The following is a 15870-nucleotide window of genomic DNA, read 5'->3' on the forward strand; positions in this document are numbered from 1 at the left end:
TACGTATACAAGACTCAATCTAACACTCCCTGTTTGATCTTTTTAAGCCGCTGAAACAACTGTTGGCTGAGTCGCGACAGGCCGGATTAAAGCCGAATTCGATTTGAGTGCCTGCCCCCATAGGGGGGGTGTTTACAGACTCTTTCACTTGGTTGCAAATGCAGCCCCCTCCAGTGGGGGAGCGCCTTCGAACAATGCAGTTTCACGTCCTTAAACTACGCGCCTGCGATGGGCGTAGGGCGCCCCGCTCAGGATGTATGAAGACAAAACAAACAGGGGACAGGAGCGCGCTGCTCGCTAGCGTGCTGATCGCGGCATCGCTGACGATAGCGGGCTGCGCCTCTGCGCCTTCGGCACCCGCCGTCCCAACCCTGCCCGCAGCCCCCGCAACGGAGAGTGGCGGTGTGATGGGCTTTCTGGGTGACATGGCGGACTCCGCCTTGAGCGCCGTGGGCCTCAAAAAGCCGGAGGTGCCAGAAGTGCCCAATGTGCCGGACAGCGCCCTGCCTGATCTGAAGGTCAACTGGCGTGTCTATGCCAGCGAGTCCCTCAATGTCGATGAGCAAGGCCACGCGCTGGCGCTGGTGCTGCGCATCTACAAGCTCAAGAGCCCGGACGCCTTCCTGCAAGCGCCCTATGACACCTTTGGCGATGCCGCCAAAGAGAAGACGGTGCTCGGTGACGACCTGATGGCGGCCCGAGAAGTGCAACTGGTGCCCGGCCAGCATTACGAAGCCACAGACAAGGTTGCGCGCGAAGCCCGTTATGTCGGCATCGTTGCCCTCTATCGCAACCCCTTGCCGGGCCGGTGGCGCTATGCCTTCAGCACAGCCCAGGCAGACAAGACCGGCCTGCACATTGGCGCCCATGCCTGCGCCATGAGCGTGCAGGTGGGCGAGGCCATCGGCCTGCCAGCCAGCGCCGTGCGCTCTGTGGCCGCGCCCTGCCCCTGATGATTCAAAGAAAGACCAGCACGTGATCCAGTCACCCAAGATCCTCTGGGGAGAAGGCCTGTTCCTCAGGCCCCAGCATTTCCAGCAACAAGACGCATACCACGAGTGGCGCCTGGCCCAGATGGCCCGCCTGCTGCATCCCTACGCCTGGGGCGTGCGCCACATCAAGGTCGACCCGGATGCCCTGCAGACCGGCCTGCTGCGCATCCTGGAGTTGCAGGTCGTCTTCCCTGATGGCGAATTGTTCAACGCGCCCATGGAAGATGAACTGCCGCCACCCGTGTCACTGAGCGCGCTGGCCGACAGCACGGGCCAGGCCGGCACGGACATGGTCTTCCATCTGGCCGTGGCCCCCCTGCGCGCCAATGGCACCAACATGGCGTCCACGCGCGAAGAGGCCGATACCGCCTCGCGCTATTACCGCACCCCCATTCAGGCGGCCGATGCCTACACCGATGCCGTCGCTGCCGAGGTGGTCGTGCTGCGCAAGTCCGCACGCCTGCTGGCCGACTTCGAACCTCGCGCCCACCTGGTGAGCCTGCCCTTGCTGCGCTTGAAGAAGACCTCGACCGGTGGCTACGAACTGGATGGCCGCTTCATGCCACCCTGCCTGAACATCCAGGCTTCGCCTGCCATGTTCCTGCACTTGCGCCGCTTGCTCGACGTGTTGCAGGCCAAGGTCGATGCGCTCTACGGCATGCACCGTGAGCCCAGCAAGAACGTCATCGAGTTCCGCTCGGGCGATGTGGCCTCGTTCTGGCTGCTGCACACGGCCAGTGCCGCCTTTGCCAGCCTGTCGCATCTGGCGCGTCATCCTGCCCTGCACCCCGAGCGCCTGTTCGAGCGCCTGCTGGAGCTGACTGGCGCCTTGATGACCTTCTCCAAGACCTTCACGCTGGCCGACCTGCCCACCTACGACCACCTCAACCCCGGCCCGGCTTTCACGCGCCTGGACCAGATCGTGCGTGACCTGCTGGAAACCGTGATCTCCACGCGCTACTTTGCGATCAACCTGCAAGAGACCATGCCGTCCTTCCATCAAGGCCGGCTGGACTCCGAGCAGATCGCGCAGAACACGCAGTTCTATCTGGGCGTCTCGGCGGCCATGCCGCCCGCCGAACTGGTGGACGTGGTGCCGGCGCGCTTCAAGGTGGGCGCCCCTGATGATGTCGACAAGCTGGTGCTGTCGGCCATGCCGGGCATCAAGCTCATGCATGCGCCACAGGTGCCTGCGGCTGTTCCGGTTCGCCCTGGCAGCTATTACTTCACGCTGGAAGCACGCGGCATGCTGTACGAACGCATGATGCAGGCCCAGGCCTTGACCATCTATGTGCCCTCCGGCATCCAGGACCTGCGCCTGGAGCTGATCGCCGTGAACGCCTGATCAAGCACAACCATGAGCACCTCATCCAACGCCCCCCGCCTGTTTGCAGATCAAGGCAGCATGGCACGCCCTGCTGGCGGGCCGCGCCCCATCACAGCCAACAAGGAAGCCTCATCCTTGCTGGACCTGATGTACGACGGTTTCTACCTGCTCTTTCTGCTCAAGGGCAAACATGCGCCCATGGATGCCGAGGTCTTTCGTGACCGCATCAAGCAGTTCCTGACGGCGTTCGAGCGCGGTGCGGCACGGCTGCAAGCGCCAGCTGAAGACGTCTATGCCTGCAAGTACGCCTTCTGCGCCACCATCGACGAAGCGGTGCTGATGTCGGGCTTCAAGGCCCGCGAGTCCTGGCAACGCCTGCCGCTGCAACTGCAGTTCTTTGGCGAGCAACTGGCTGGCGAACAGTTCTTTGAGAAGCTGGAAGACCTGCGCCGCCAAGGTGCGCCCCGTGTGCAGGCACTGGAAGTCTTCCACATGTGCCTGCTGCTGGGCTTTCAAGGCAAGTACCTGCTGGAGGGCTCCGAGAAGCTGGGTTACCTCAGCGCCCGCCTGGGCGACGAGATCGCCCGCATGAAGGGCCATGGCGCGGGCTTTGCGCCGCACTGGTCGGCCCCGGATCGCATCCAGAACCAGCTCAAGAACGAAGTCCCACTGTGGATCATGGGTTCGGTGTTCGGGCTGATGGCGCTGCTGGGTTTCCTGGGCCTGCGCTGGCAACTGACCGAGCAGACCAAGCGTGCGCTGGGTGAGCACCACCACATCGTTCAGCTGGCCCCACAGGTGGCCAACATCACGATCACGCTGCCCTGAGCACCATCATCAGCTCGCCTCGTCGTCGAGCTTGCGCAAAAAGGCCATCTTCTCGGCAATCTTGGCCTCCAGGCCGCGCGGCACAGGCTGGTACCACTGCGGCGCCTTGATGCCATCAGGCAGATAGGTTTCGCCAGCTGCATACGCATGCGGCTCGTCATGGGCATAGCGGTACTCATGGCCGTAGCCCAACTCCTTCATGAGCTTGGTCGGCGCATTGCGCAGATGCACCGGCACCTCACGTGACTTGTCCTGCTTCACAAAGGCCTTGGCCTGGTTGTAGGCCATGTAGCCCGCATTGCTCTTGGCGGCCACGGCCAGGTAGATCACAGCCTGCGCCAGGGCCAGCTCACCTTCAGGTGAGCCCAGGCGCTCGAACGTGGCTGCGGCATCGTTGGCGATCTGCATGGCACGCGGGTCGGCCAGGCCAATGTCTTCCCAGGCCATGCGCACGATGCGCCGGGACAGATAACGCGGGTCCGCACCGCCGTCCAGCATGCGGCACAGCCAGTACAGCGCGCCGTCAGGGCTCGACCCGCGCACGGACTTGTGCAGGGCCGAGATCTGGTCGTAGAAGTTGTCGCCCCCTTTGTCAAAACGACGGGCATTGAGCGTCAGGGCGTTCTGGATGAACTCGGCATCGATGTGCGTGATGCCCGCCGCACCGGCCGCCGTGTTGCACTGCTCCAGCAAATTCAAAAAGCGCCGCGCATCGCCGTCGGCATAACCCACCAGCGTGTCCACGGCGAGTTCATCGAATTGCAGGTGCGACAAGGCTTTTGACTGGGCACGGGCCAGCAGCTGCTTGAGCTCATCCTCGGTCAGCGACTTGAGCACGTAGACCTGCGCGCGAGACAACAAGGCCGAGTTGACCTCGAACGAAGGGTTCTCCGTGGTCGCGCCGATGAAGGTCACCAGGCCGGATTCGGCATAAGGCAAAAGCGCATCCTGCTGCGACTTGTTGAAGCGGTGGATTTCATCCACAAACAGGATCGTGTGCTTGCCACGGGCCAGGTTCTGCTCGGCCTGCTCCATCGCGGCGCGGATGTCCTTGACACCCGAGAACACCGCCGACAGCGCAATGAACTCGCAATCGAAAGACTGCGCTGTCAACCGTGCCAGGGTGGTCTTGCCCACGCCGGGTGGCCCCCACAAAATCATCGAATGCGGCTTGCCCGATTGAAAGGCCAGCCGCAGCGGTTTGCCCTCGCCCAGCAAATGGGTTTGCCCGATCACATCGGACAGTTGGTGCGGCCTGAGGGCCTCTGCCAGCGGCGGCGCCGGCTCCAGTTTGAACAGGTCGGACATAGGGTGATTGTCGCAGCCGCCAGGCCTGTTGTTTTCCAGGCGCCACAAAGCATCGAAATATGACGGTTTGATGAAGGTTAATACTGATTTGCAGATCGCGACACGGGCGCATGCTGTTCATTCGTACCCGGCGCTTGTTCAGGTCGGCCCTCCGTCGCAAAACGCTCAAGAAGAAAGCTGAGGTGCCCCATGTTGACCCTTGCGATCGTCAGCCTCGTGCTGGTACCCATTGCGCTGGATGTCGCCCTGCGCGGCCGCCACCAGACCATCGAACTCTCCCTGATCCGCCGGAAGTAAGCCTTTCAAAGCAGAGGGGCTGGACAAATCCGCAACATCATGGGATAATCCCCTACTTCGCTGAGTTGCAAAGACCAAGACAAGCAGTTTTGAGTCTGCACAGCACAGAGAACTTAGTTCATCCCCTCTGACCTTTTTCAAGCCGGGTCGTCACAACGCAAGTTGCCTGTTTTGCAGTGCCAGCAACGCGTCGGGTGCCGACCATGAGCGTGTCTTGAGTTCCGGTTGGCGGCGATGCCGTCGCTTATCAACCGACTCACCGTGGGCTCCTTTTGCGTCGAGCGTTTTTCGCCGAGTGCAAGCGCCACGAAGTACGGACACGAATCCATAGCGACTCCACCTTGGCTCAGGCCGTCTGACTGTTGTCAACGCCTGACCGTGGCGCTTTGTTGCTTGCCTTTTTCTGGCAAGTGGCAGCGCTTTGTCTTGCTTGAAAGAAGTTATGTCACAAGAAAATCAATTGCCCCAGGACAACCAGATCGAAGCATCTGTGGACGAGTCGCGTGTCGACGCCCACAGCGCTTCCCTGATTGATGCCCTGGCGCGCCGTCTGCACGCCGAAGAGTTCGGCGAAGAAGCCGATGAAGCTGGCGCAGAAGAAGGCGTGGAAGCCGCTGCCCAAGGCCCCCGTTTCGAAGACCTGGGCCTGAACCCCATGCTGTGCCGCTCGCTGGCTGACTCGGGCTACACCCAGCCCACGTCGGTTCAGATCGAAGCCATCCCCGCTGCCCTGAAGGGTGCCGACCTGCGCGTGGCGTCCAGCACCGGTAGCGGCAAGACCGCGGCCTTCATGCTGCCTTCGCTGGAGCGCATCATTGCCGCCCGTGGCGACGCCACCAAGCGCCGCGAAAAGGGCAAGACCTACGGCCCTCGCGTCCTGGTGCTGGCTCCCACGCGTGAACTGGCCATGCAGGTGGCCAAGGCTGCCGACACCTACGGCCGTCACATGCAAGGCCTGCGTGTGGCCACGATCGTGGGCGGCGTGCCTTACGCGGCTCAGCTCAAGGCCCTGCGTGGCCCGCTGGACGTGCTGATCGCCACCCCTGGCCGTCTGCTCGACCACCTGGGCACCGGCGCTTGCGTGCTGTCCAACCTGGAAGTGCTGATCCTGGACGAAGCCGACCGCATGCTGGACATGGGCTTCATCGAAGACATCGAAGCCATCGCCGACCAGACGCCTGAAAACCGCCAGACCATGATGTTCAGCGCGACCTTTGCCGGTCACGTTGGCCAACTGGCGCAGCGCCTGACGCGTGACCCCGTGAGCATCGAAGTGTCTTCGCACACCGACAGCCACGACAACATCGAGCAGCGCCTGCACCTGGCCGACTCGCTGTCGCACAAGAACGACCTGCTGGACCACCTGCTGACTTCCAAGGATGTCGACCAGGCTGTGATCTTCACCAGCACCCAGCGCGACGCCGACATCCTGGCTGACCGCCTGGCTGACGCTGGTCACGCTGTGGCCGCCCTGCACGGCGGCATGCCGCAAGGCCGCCGCAACCGCGTGCTGCAAGGCCTGCGCATGCGCCAGTTGCGCGTGCTGGTGGCCACCGACGTGGCCGCCCGCGGTATCGACGTGCCCACGATCACCCACGTGATCAACTACGGCATGCCCATGAAGCCTGAAGACTACGTGCACCGCATTGGCCGTACCGGTCGTGCTGGCCGCAGCGGTCTGGCTGTGACCCTGTGCGAGCGCCGTGACATCGGCATGATGCGCCGCATCGAGCGTTTCACCACGCAACGCATCCCTGAGTCCGTCATCGAAGGCCTGGAGCCCAAGATGAAGTCCGGCGGCGACAGCCGTGGCCCGCGTGCCGGCAAGCCCATGCCCGGCCATCGCAACCGTGAAGACCGTGGCGCACCGCGCTTTGGCGCCAACCGCGAAGGCGGTTTTGGTGACCGCGGCGGCTTCAATGATCGCGGCGGTGACCGTGGCGGCTTTGGCGGCGACCGCCCTGCCTTCGGTGGCAAGCGCGAAGGTGGCTTCGGCGGTGACCGTCCTGCTTTTGGCGGCAAGCGTGAAGGCGGCTTCGGCGGCGCACCTCGTGGTGACTTCGGTGGCGACCGTGGCGCCCCCCGTTTCAACAACGAAGAGCGTGGCGGTGACCGCGGCGGCTTCGGTGGTGATCGCGGTGGTTTTGGCGGTGGCGACCGTGGCGGCTTCAACAAGGGTGGCTTCAACGCCGACCGTGGTGACCGCAAGCCTTTCGGCGGCGACCGTCCCTCCTTCGGTGACCGCCCACGTGGTGACCGTCCGGCCTTTGGTGGCGACCGCCCTGCTTTCGGCGACCGTCCTCGCGGTGATCGCCCGTTTGGTGACCGCCCTGCTTTCGGTGATCGCCCGCAAGGTGACCGCCCGTTCGGCAAACCCGCCGGCAAGTCCTTTGGTGACAAGCCCGCAGGCAAGTCGTTTGGCGACAAGCCTGGCTTTGGCGGCAAGCCTTTCGGTGCCAAGCCTGGCTTCAAGTCGGGCCCCAAGCCTGGCTTTGGCGGCAAGCGCCCCGGCTTCGGCAAGCGTGAAGGCTGATCGCCTCTTGTTCTGATGTGCGGATGTTCAGGCCCGCAGCGTATGGGCCTGAACTTGCAAGAAAACACCAGGAAGAAGTCCGGATGCCTGGCTGAGCCAATCAGTCAGCGGCGTCCGGCACCTATACCCATCAGCCCATTCATCAACCCGATGGGGGCACCACGTGGTGCTCAGGGCTGATTCAGCACGTCTGCCCCCTTGGGCGGTGTGAATTGAAACCGGGTGGCCGGCAAGGCCACCTTGGACTCGAATTGAGCAAAGTCCAGCCGTGAGCGTTGGCCAAAGCTGTCCAGGATTTCCAGGGCAGCCAGTTGGCCATTCTTCTTGTTGAAGCCCACGCGAACGGACTGGAATTGCCCCTCTTTGTGGCGCGGCAAGGCCTCCACCCATTCGAGAGATGACGTTGCCTGTGAAGGCGTCGAGGTCGCGGTCGCCGCACTCGACGAGCCAGCAGTCACGTTGCTCAGGGTGAAGTCCTTGTCCAGCGACCCACCTGCCAGCAAAGCTGCAGGTGAGGCCCCGATCGTGTCGTTCATGGGGCGCACGGTGACCTGATTGAGGTCCGTGTCATACAGCCAGACCTGTTTGCCATCACCCACGATGAGCTGCTCGGTTGGCCCCGCATAAGCAAAACGGAATTTGTTCGGACGCTGGAATTCCAGCGTGCCGGTGGACTTGCGCGTCTTCTTGCCATCGGGCGAGGTGACGGTCTGCGTGAAGCTGGCCCGCCCCGTCTGCACGTCCTTGACGAAGGTGCGCAAGGTGGCCACGGCATCAGCGCGGGCCACACCCGTCGTGCTCAGCAGCGATGCCGCCAAGACACCAGACGCCATCAGGCGCCAGCTTGAATTCAATGTCATGTTCGTGTTGTTGTGAGCAGGATCAGGCATCCCACGGGGCCGCGGTCGCACCGCCCTCCCCACCTCGTGCAGGCGTGATGATCTCGCGGTTGCCATTGGTCGACATCGAGGACACCAGCCCCGACTTTTCCATCTGCTCCAGCAGGCGCGCCGCGCGGTTGTAGCCAATGCGCAGATGGCGTTGCACCAGCGAAATCGAGGCCTTGCGGTGCTGCAGCACGACGGACACGGCGTTGTCGTACATCGGGTCCTGCTCGCCGTCGCCACCACCTGATGGCGAGCCATCGAGGTTGCTGCCTTCGTCACTCAGATTGCCACCTTCCAGGATGCCTTCGATGTAGTTGGGCTCGCCCTGGGTCTTGAGGTACTGGACCACGCGGTGCACTTCTTCGTCACTCACAAAGGCGCCGTGCACACGCACAGGCAGACCGGTGCCCGAGGGCAGATACAGCATGTCACCCTGGCCCAGCAAGGCCTCGGCCCCCATCTGGTCGAGGATGGTGCGACTGTCGATCTTGCTGCTGACCTGGAAGGAAATGCGCGTCGGGATGTTGGCCTTGATCAGGCCGGTGATCACGTCCACCGAGGGGCGCTGCGTGGCCAGGATCAGGTGGATGCCAGCCGCACGGGCCTTCTGGGCCAGGCGCGCGATCAGCTCTTCGATCTTCTTGCCCACCACCATCATCAGGTCGGCCAACTCGTCGATCACGATGACGACATGCGGCAGGCGGTCCAGCGGCTCGGGCTCGTCCGGCGTGAGGCTGAAGGGGTTGGGGATCAACTCGCCACGCGCCTTGGCGTCGTCCATCTTCTTGTTGTAGCCGGCCAGGTTGCGCACGCCCATCTTGGACATGAGCTTGTAGCGGCGCTCCATCTCGCCCACCGCCCAGTTCAGCGCATTGCCAGCCAGCTTCATGTCGGTCACGACCGGGCACAGCAGGTGCGGGATGCCCTCGTAGACGCTCATTTCCAGCATCTTCGGGTCGATCAGGATCAGGCGCACGTCGCGCGCCTCGGCCTTGTAGAGCAGGCTGAGAATCGTGGCGTTGATGCCCACGGATTTACCGGAGCCGGTCGTACCCGCCACCAGGCAGTGCGGCATCTTGGCCAGGTCGGCCACCACGGGCGCGCCCACGATGTCCTTGCCCAGGCCGATGGTCAGCATGGACTGGGCCTCATGGTAGACCTGCGAGCCCAGGATCTCGGTCAGGCGGATCATCTGGCGCTTGGCGTTGGGCAACTCCAGCGCCATCAGGTTCTTGCCGGGAATGGTCTCGACCACACGGATGGACACGAGCGAGAGCGAGCGCGCCAGGTCCTTGGCCAGGTTGACGATCTGCGAGCCCTTCACGCCCGTAGCCGGCTCGATCTCATAGCGCGTGATGACGGGGCCCGGCGAGGCGGCGACCACGCGCACTTCCACGCCGAAGTCCTTGAGCTTCTTCTCGATCAGGCGGGAGGTCATCTCCAGCGTCTCGGGCGTGATGGTCTCCATGCGGCCTTGCGCGGAGTCCAGCAGGTCGATCTGGGGCAGCTTGTTGTCGCCCATCTCGGCGAACAGGGGCTTTTGCTTTTCCTTGACCACACGCTCGGACTTGGGCACCTCGACCACGGGCTGCTCGATGATCAGCGGGATGGGCTCGGCCGGCGCCTCATGCCGCACCTCTTCGACCACGCGTTCGCGCTCGATGGCGGCCTTCTCGCCAATGCGGATGTCTTGCGCCACTTCGCGTTTGGTCTCGCGCTTCTCGCGCAGGCGGTCCACCTGGGCACCAATGCGCTCGGCCAGGTCCAGCCAGGAGAACTTCAGGGCCATGGAGCTGCCCGCCACCAGCAAGGCGATCCACAGCACGCCCGAGCCATTGAAGCCCAACCATTTGCTGCTGAGTTGCCCCAGTGTCAAACCCAGGATGCCGCCAGCATGCTCGCCTGCCAGGCTGAGCTCATGGCGATACAGGCGCGTCCACTCCAGTGCGCAACTCGCCGACATCAGCAGGACCACGCCCAACCACAGGCGCCAGGGTGCAAACTCGTGGCCGTGTTCGAGCGGCGCCGGGTTGGCACCCATGGTCACGCTCACAGCCGAATCGCGGCGCAGCCAGCGCGCCAGGCCACCCAGCAGCACGCGCAGGCCCACCAGCAGCAACCACCAGGCCGATTGGCCAAACAGGAACTGCATCAAATCGGAGCCATAAGCCCCCAGATGCCCCACCCAGTTGCTGGGCTCCAGATGTTGACCCGATGTGGTGAAGGCGGGATCCTGGCGGTTATGGCTGAGCATGGCCAGCAAGGCCAGCAGCCAGAACACGCTGCCCAGCAAGAGCCCGGCCTGGAAACGCAAGGTGTTTTCGACAGGGGCAGCAGGCTCGACCAAGGGCGCAGCCGGCACCCGATGCAGACGCCCGCTCACACGCACGCCAGCGGCCGGCTCGGCCCTGTTGCGATCGCTGCCCTTGGCTGGCGCAGCACCTTCGGAACGGAGAGAACCCAGGGGAAATGTCATGCCCGCATTGTGGGGGAATTTCGCCCATGAAAAACGCCCCTCGCGACGAGCGCGAGAGGCGTCAATTCAGAGTCTGACTCAAAGAAACGGCAAAGAACAATCAGGCTGTGGCCGCCAGGCGATCCTTGAGCACCACACTGCCGGTGTCCTGGGTCTCGATCAGGCCACGCTCTTCCAGGTCCTTCATCACGCGCGACACCATCTCACGCGAGGCCCCCACGTGCTTGGCCAGGTCCTGACGCGACACCTTGCCGCGGATGACCTTCTCGCCAGCGTCTTCGTCGGCCATGTCCAGCAGGGCGCGGGCCACGCGGCCATAGACGTCCAGCAAGGCCAGGGATTCGATCTGGCGGTCGGCATTACGCAGGCGCTGCACCAAGCCACGCAAAATGGCGTAGGACAGCGAGGAGTTCTCGGGCAGGCAGCGGGCAAATTCGGCACGGCCCAGCACCAGCACATCGGTCTGCACTTCGGCGCGGACCGTGGCGGAGTGGGGTTCGTTGTCGATCAGGCTCATTTCGCCCAGGTAGTCACCGGCCTCCAGCACGGCCAGGATGACCTCGCGGCCGCGCTCGTCGGAGGCCACCACGCGGGCACGGCCCGTCAGCAGGATGAACAGGGAATTTGTCTTGCGACCGCGTTCGACGATCAGCTCGCCGCGACGGTAGCGTCGCTTGACCACGCCCTCGGCGATCGACTCGGCCTGCGCCTGAGTGAGCATCGAGAACAGCGGTACGCGCCGGATCAGATCGAGATTGGACAACATGGCCATGGCGGCTCCTCTTTGGTCAGACTGGAATGGGCCTGTCAAGAAAACATGAATTCAGGTGAGACTTTTCACCTGTGCGGTGTGTGACAAACAACCTGTCTCTACAATTTTCGGCAGTGGTTCGGAAATATTGAGCACTTTATGCAGCGACACTGCCCTCCCAAGGGCAAAAGAGCGGCGTGAAAACCGCACAGTTCCGTACCGGATAAGCTTCGCACTACGACATCACCAGACAGAAAGACCGCCATGAGCGCCGAACAACACAGCAACGTCCTGATCCTGGGCTCGGGCCCCGCCGGCTACTCCGCCGCCATCTATGCCGCTCGCGCCAACCTCAAGCCCACCCTGGTGACCGGCATGGCCCAGGGCGGCCAGTTGATGACCACCACCGAAGTGGACAACTGGCCCGCCGACGTGCATGGTGTCCAGGGCCCGGACCTGATGCAGCGCTTCTTGCAACATGCTGAACGCTTCAACACCAATATGGTGTTTGACCACATCAACGAGGTGGACTTGTCCAAGCGCCCCTTCACGCTCAAGGGCGACGCCGGCACTTACACCGCCGATGCCTTGATCATTGCCACGGGCGCCTCGGCCAAGTACCTGGGCCTGCCCTCCGAAGAGGCCTTCATGGGCCGCGGCGTGAGCGGCTGCGCCACCTGCGATGGTTTCTTCTACCGCGACCAGGAGGTCTGCGTGGTGGGCGGCGGCAACACGGCTGTTGAAGAAGCGCTCTACCTGTCGAACATCGCCACCAAGGTGCACCTGATCCACCGCCGCGACAAGTTCCGCGCCGAGCCCATCATGATCGACAAGCTCCATGAAAAGGCCGCGGCCGGCAAGATCGAGCTGCACCTGTTCAACGTGCTGGACGAGGTCCTGGGCGACCAGTCTGGCGTGACCGGCGTGCGCATGAAGAACGTCAACGATGGCTCGACCAAGGAAATCAAGCTGCAAGGCTGCTTCATTGCGATTGGCCACCAGCCCAACACCGACATCTTCAAGGGCCAGCTGGAGATGAAGGACGGCTACATCCTGACCAAGGGCGGCAGCGAGGGCTTTGCCACCCAGACCAGCGTGCCAGGCGTCTTTGCCGCTGGCGACGTGCAGGACCACGTCTACCGCCAGGCCATCACCAGCGCCGGCACGGGCTGCATGGCGGCCCTGGATGCGCAGCGTTTCCTGGACAAATAAGCGGGCCAGCAAGGCAAAACCACCCGGAGACTTTGCCAAGCGCCAATAATCTGGCTATAATCTCGGTTTTGCCGAAATTCGTCCCGGAGTGGGTGGCCCTTGCTGAGTTCCTTGAGAGCGCAATGAGGGTGTGAACTGCTTCCGGAAGGGTACTTACCAGGACCATCTCCAGGCAACTCAGCGATGAGTCGACGGGGCCCTGCTCTGAGCACCAAGACCGCAACACCAGCGCATTCAGCGCTTTTAATGTGAACGGAGAAGCGTCATGGCACGCGTCTGTCAAGTCACGGGCAAGGGCCCGATGGTCGGAAACAATGTTTCCCACGCAAACAACAAAACCAAGCGTCGTTTCCTGCCCAACCTGCAGTACCGTCGTTTCTGGGTCGAGAGCGAAAACCGCTGGGTGCGTCTGCGCATCAGCACCGCCGCTCTGCGACTGATTGACAAAGTGGGCATCGATCAGGTCCTGGTTGACCTGCGCGCCCGCGGCGAACTGTAATTAGGAGAGACTCATGGCTGCTAAAGGCGGACGCGAAAAGATCAAGCTGGAATCCACTGCGGGTACCGGCCACTTCTACACCACCACCAAGAACAAGAAGACCACGCCCGAAAAGCTGGAATTCATGAAGTTCGACCCCAAGGCACGCAAGCACGTCGCCTACAAGGAAATCAAGCTGAAGTAATTCGGCGCTTCCTGCAAATTCCCGGCAGGGTCACCTGCCAGACCAAAAACCCGCTCAGGCGCAAGCCCGGCGGGTTTTTTGTTGCCCGTCAACCAGGCTTCATGGAAGCGCCGCAGAATGCGCCCATGGACACCTCATTGCTCGTCGGACAAGCCCTTGCCGGCAAAAAAGCCCTGATCGTGGGCATCGCCAACGATTCATCCATTGCCTACGGCTGCGCCAAAGCCTTCCGTGACCTGGGCGCCGACGTGGCCATCACCTACCAGAACGACAAGGCTCGGCCCTTTGTCGAGCCGGTGGCGCAAGAGCTGGAGGCCGGCATCTTCATGCCGCTGGATGTGACACAGCCTGATCAGGTACGCGCGCTGTTCGACACCATCGCCGAACGCTGGGGCCGGCTGGACCTGCTGGTCCACTCGATTGCCTTTGCACCCAAGACCGACCTGCAAAACGGCCTGCTCAACAGCTCGCCAGAGGGTTTTGCCAAGGCGATGGACATCTCCTGCCATTCCTTCCTGAGGCTGGCGCGCGAAGCGGTCCCCCTCATGACCGAGGGCGGCTGCATGTTTGCCATGAGCTACCACGGCGCCAACAAGGTCGTGCCCAACTACAATCTGATGGGGCCCGTGAAGGCCGCACTGGAGTCGGCCTGCCGCTACCTGGCGTACGAGCTGGGACCAAAAAAAATCCGGGTGCATGCGATATCACCCGGACCGATCCAGACACGCGCGGCATCCGGCTTGAAAGAATTCGATGTGCTGCTGGCTCACGCCGTCAGCACCGCCCCCATCGGCGAGATGGTGGACGTGATGGACGTCGGGCTGACCTGTGCTTACCTGGCCAGCCCGTTTGCACGCCACCTGACGGGCTCGACCGTCTATGTGGATGGCGGCATCAACATCATGGCCTGAAGCAGGCCTATGGTGGCCTGAGCGCTTATTCAGCCAGCTTCTTGAAGGTGGCGATCACGGCGTCGCCCTTGAAGGGCTTGACGATCCAGCCCTTGATGCCGGCCGCCTTGCCACGCTCTTTCATGATGGGCGTGTTTTCGGTGGTCAGCATGATGATGTTGACCGAAGCATTGCCCAGCTCGCCACGGATCTTCTCGGCCATGGTCAGGCCATCCATATTGGGCATGTTGACGTCACTGACCACCAGCTTGACGCGGGGGTCCGCCTTGAGCTTGGCCAGGCCGTCACGGCCATCCACGGCCGTGATCACGTCCAGACCGTTTTTCTTCAGGAAATCACCGACTTCGTTGCGAACGGTTGCGGAGTCATCGACGACGAGAACTTGTGCCATGTTTATTCACCTCACTAAAAAATCAGAAGAGCTCCAGCTCGCCCGAGTCAAACAGATCTTCAACCAGTGCTTCGTTTTCCTTGAACTTGTCAGGTGACCAGCTCAGGTTGAAGACAAAGCGTTGATACAAAACGAGATTGGGACCATCACCACCCTTGTCAGACAGCGTGTACTTGAAGCACAGCTGGGGATCCTCTGAACCGAAGGAGATATAACGGTGCAGGTGGTTGACGATGATGGGCACCTGGGAGGCGCGGCCTTCCAGTGGCTCATAGGCGATGAAGCGGTTCTTGAACGAACCCCAGACCAGGTTGGTCACTTCGCCGAGCACATGGTTGATGTCGCGGAAGTTGACCATGTCGGTCGTGATGTGGGTCTTGCCGGCCTCGACGAAACGCACCAGGGGCTGCTCTTCGGTCTGCAGCATCATGTAGCCACGGCACCAGTTGCTCTCCAGCGGGATCAGCGTGAACAGCTCGCCGTAGATGATGCGGTCGCGCACGATGTAGGGCGCTTCGGAATTGACGTCCATGTCCTTGAACTGGCTCTCCAGCGCGGCCTTGGTGATCTCCGTGATGCCGCGCACCAGCGCGTTCGGGTAGACCAGGCTGAAGATGGTCTCGTTGACCACAGGGCCCAGCTTGTCGATGTTCTCGATCGAGTAGGCCTGGGAGAACAGCCCCCTGTCGTGCTCGGAAAAGGAGTCCAGATCGTCCACGCCATTGCGGCGCAAGAAGACCGGCAATTCAGGGCGAACCTCATGGATCTCACGCGCCAGGGCAACCCCGCCGTCAGCACCACCGTAACCCTCGCACAAGAAGATCGCACCCAGGTCCACATTGGACTTGAGCACGCCCATGACGTTTTCCAGCTGGGCTTTCACACCAACCAGATTGTTCGCGTCACAGAACGCCTTGATGCGCACCGCGCAGTCCGCAGACTCTTCGAGCACCAGCACTTTGCTGACCAGCTCTGCCTTTTCAACCATGATCCAAATCCTTGTGATGGTGAGGGGACGACTAGAACAGCTCCAGCTCGCCGTTGCTCTCTTCGGTCTGAGTCATATCGACCGTGAAGTCGATATCTGCAAAGTCACAGACGCACAGGCTGGCGTGCATCGTGAAGTTGTCGTTGATCGAGATCTTGAAATGCTGTGTGTAGCCTGCATCCAGTTCGGTCAGGTAGTCCACGCATTCGCGGTCCAGCACATTGGGCGTGGACATGCCCAGATGCGGAAAGTGGTTGCCCAGCTCTCGGTTGAGGGCACCACAGAA

General features: G+C 62.3%; 14 protein-coding genes and 1 pseudogene. 8 read left to right on the forward strand and 7 right to left on the reverse strand.

What is annotated here, in order from left to right; translation table 11 throughout:
* Positions 1-257: 257 nt before the first annotated feature.
* Genes tssJ through icmH form a run of 3 tightly spaced genes read left to right on the forward strand, consistent with a single transcriptional unit; the run spans position 258 to position 3147 of the window.
* Positions 258-953, forward strand: coding sequence for a type VI secretion system lipoprotein TssJ (gene tssJ, locus HY019_RS20295; protein ID WP_290695688.1), 696 nt, complete (start codon positions 258-260; stop codon positions 951-953).
* A gap of 22 nt (positions 954-975) precedes the next feature.
* A complete protein-coding gene (tssK, locus tag HY019_RS20300; RefSeq protein ID WP_290695690.1) occupies positions 976-2337 on the forward strand; it encodes a type VI secretion system baseplate subunit TssK in 1362 nt (453 codons plus the stop codon).
* A gap of 60 nt (positions 2338-2397) precedes the next feature.
* The gene (gene icmH / locus HY019_RS20305) at positions 2398-3147 is read left to right on the forward strand and encodes a type IVB secretion system protein IcmH/DotU (RefSeq protein ID WP_290695712.1); all 750 of its coding nucleotides are present in this window, start codon (positions 2398-2400) and stop codon (positions 3145-3147) included.
* 9 nt (positions 3148-3156) lie between these two features.
* Here the strand turns inward: icmH and HY019_RS20310 are convergent, their stop codons facing one another.
* A complete protein-coding gene (locus HY019_RS20310) occupies positions 3157-4455 on the reverse strand; it encodes a replication-associated recombination protein A (RefSeq protein ID WP_290695692.1) in 1299 nt (432 codons plus the stop codon).
* A gap of 739 nt (positions 4456-5194) precedes the next feature.
* Here HY019_RS20310 and HY019_RS20315 point away from each other — a divergent pair.
* Positions 5195-7285 carry a DEAD/DEAH box helicase gene (locus HY019_RS20315; RefSeq protein WP_363302798.1) on the forward strand — a complete coding sequence of 697 codons (2091 nt, stop codon included), beginning with the start codon at positions 5195-5197 and terminating at the stop codon, positions 7283-7285.
* Between the two features lie 170 nt (positions 7286-7455).
* Here HY019_RS20315 and lolA read toward each other — a convergent pair whose 3' ends face one another.
* From lolA to HY019_RS20330, 3 genes are all read right to left on the reverse strand, one after another.
* Entirely contained in the window at positions 7456-8118 is a 663-nt protein-coding gene (lolA, locus tag HY019_RS20320; RefSeq protein WP_290695714.1) for an outer membrane lipoprotein chaperone LolA, read from the reverse strand.
* 49 nt (positions 8119-8167) lie between these two features.
* Complete coding sequence (locus tag HY019_RS20325; protein ID WP_290695693.1) at positions 8168-10648, reverse strand: DNA translocase FtsK; 2481 nt, start codon at positions 10646-10648, stop codon at positions 8168-8170.
* 100 nt (positions 10649-10748) lie between these two features.
* Positions 10749-11420, reverse strand: coding sequence for a cyclic nucleotide-binding domain-containing protein (locus HY019_RS20330; RefSeq protein ID WP_035039440.1), 672 nt, complete (start codon positions 11418-11420; stop codon positions 10749-10751).
* A 243-nt stretch (positions 11421-11663) separates the two neighbouring features.
* Here HY019_RS20330 and trxB point away from each other — a divergent pair, with 243 nt between their 5' ends.
* From trxB to fabI, 4 genes are all read left to right on the forward strand, one after another.
* The gene (trxB, locus tag HY019_RS20335; RefSeq protein ID WP_290695695.1) at positions 11664-12611 is read left to right on the forward strand and encodes a thioredoxin-disulfide reductase; all 948 of its coding nucleotides are present in this window, start codon (positions 11664-11666) and stop codon (positions 12609-12611) included.
* 265 nt (positions 12612-12876) lie between these two features.
* Positions 12877-13110, forward strand: coding sequence for a 50S ribosomal protein L28 (gene rpmB / locus HY019_RS20340; protein ID WP_290645379.1), 234 nt, complete (start codon positions 12877-12879; stop codon positions 13108-13110).
* Between the two features lie 13 nt (positions 13111-13123).
* Entirely contained in the window at positions 13124-13294 is a 171-nt protein-coding gene (gene rpmG, locus HY019_RS20345; protein ID WP_035039434.1) for a 50S ribosomal protein L33, read from the forward strand.
* A 125-nt stretch (positions 13295-13419) separates the two neighbouring features.
* On the forward strand, positions 13420-14205 hold the full coding sequence (gene fabI, locus HY019_RS20350; protein WP_290695698.1) for an enoyl-ACP reductase FabI: 786 nt from the start codon (positions 13420-13422) through the stop codon (positions 14203-14205).
* A gap of 25 nt (positions 14206-14230) precedes the next feature.
* On the opposite strand, the gene HY019_RS20355 is transcribed toward fabI, so the two are convergent.
* The 3 genes and pseudogenes from HY019_RS20355 to HY019_RS20365 all read right to left on the reverse strand — a co-directional run.
* A complete protein-coding gene (locus tag HY019_RS20355; RefSeq protein WP_035039430.1) occupies positions 14231-14596 on the reverse strand; it encodes a response regulator in 366 nt (121 codons plus the stop codon).
* A 22-nt stretch (positions 14597-14618) separates the two neighbouring features.
* On the reverse strand, positions 14619-15584 hold the full coding sequence (locus HY019_RS20360) for a chemotaxis protein CheX (protein ID WP_290695702.1): 966 nt from the start codon (positions 15582-15584) through the stop codon (positions 14619-14621).
* 31 nt (positions 15585-15615) lie between these two features.
* Positions 15616-15870 (reverse strand): annotated as a pseudogene (locus HY019_RS20365) (hypothetical protein); the annotation flags it as partial.

It is taken from the genome of Aquabacterium sp., from assembly GCF_016195855.1.
Classification (GTDB): Bacteria; Pseudomonadota; Gammaproteobacteria; order Burkholderiales; family Burkholderiaceae_C; genus Aquabacterium.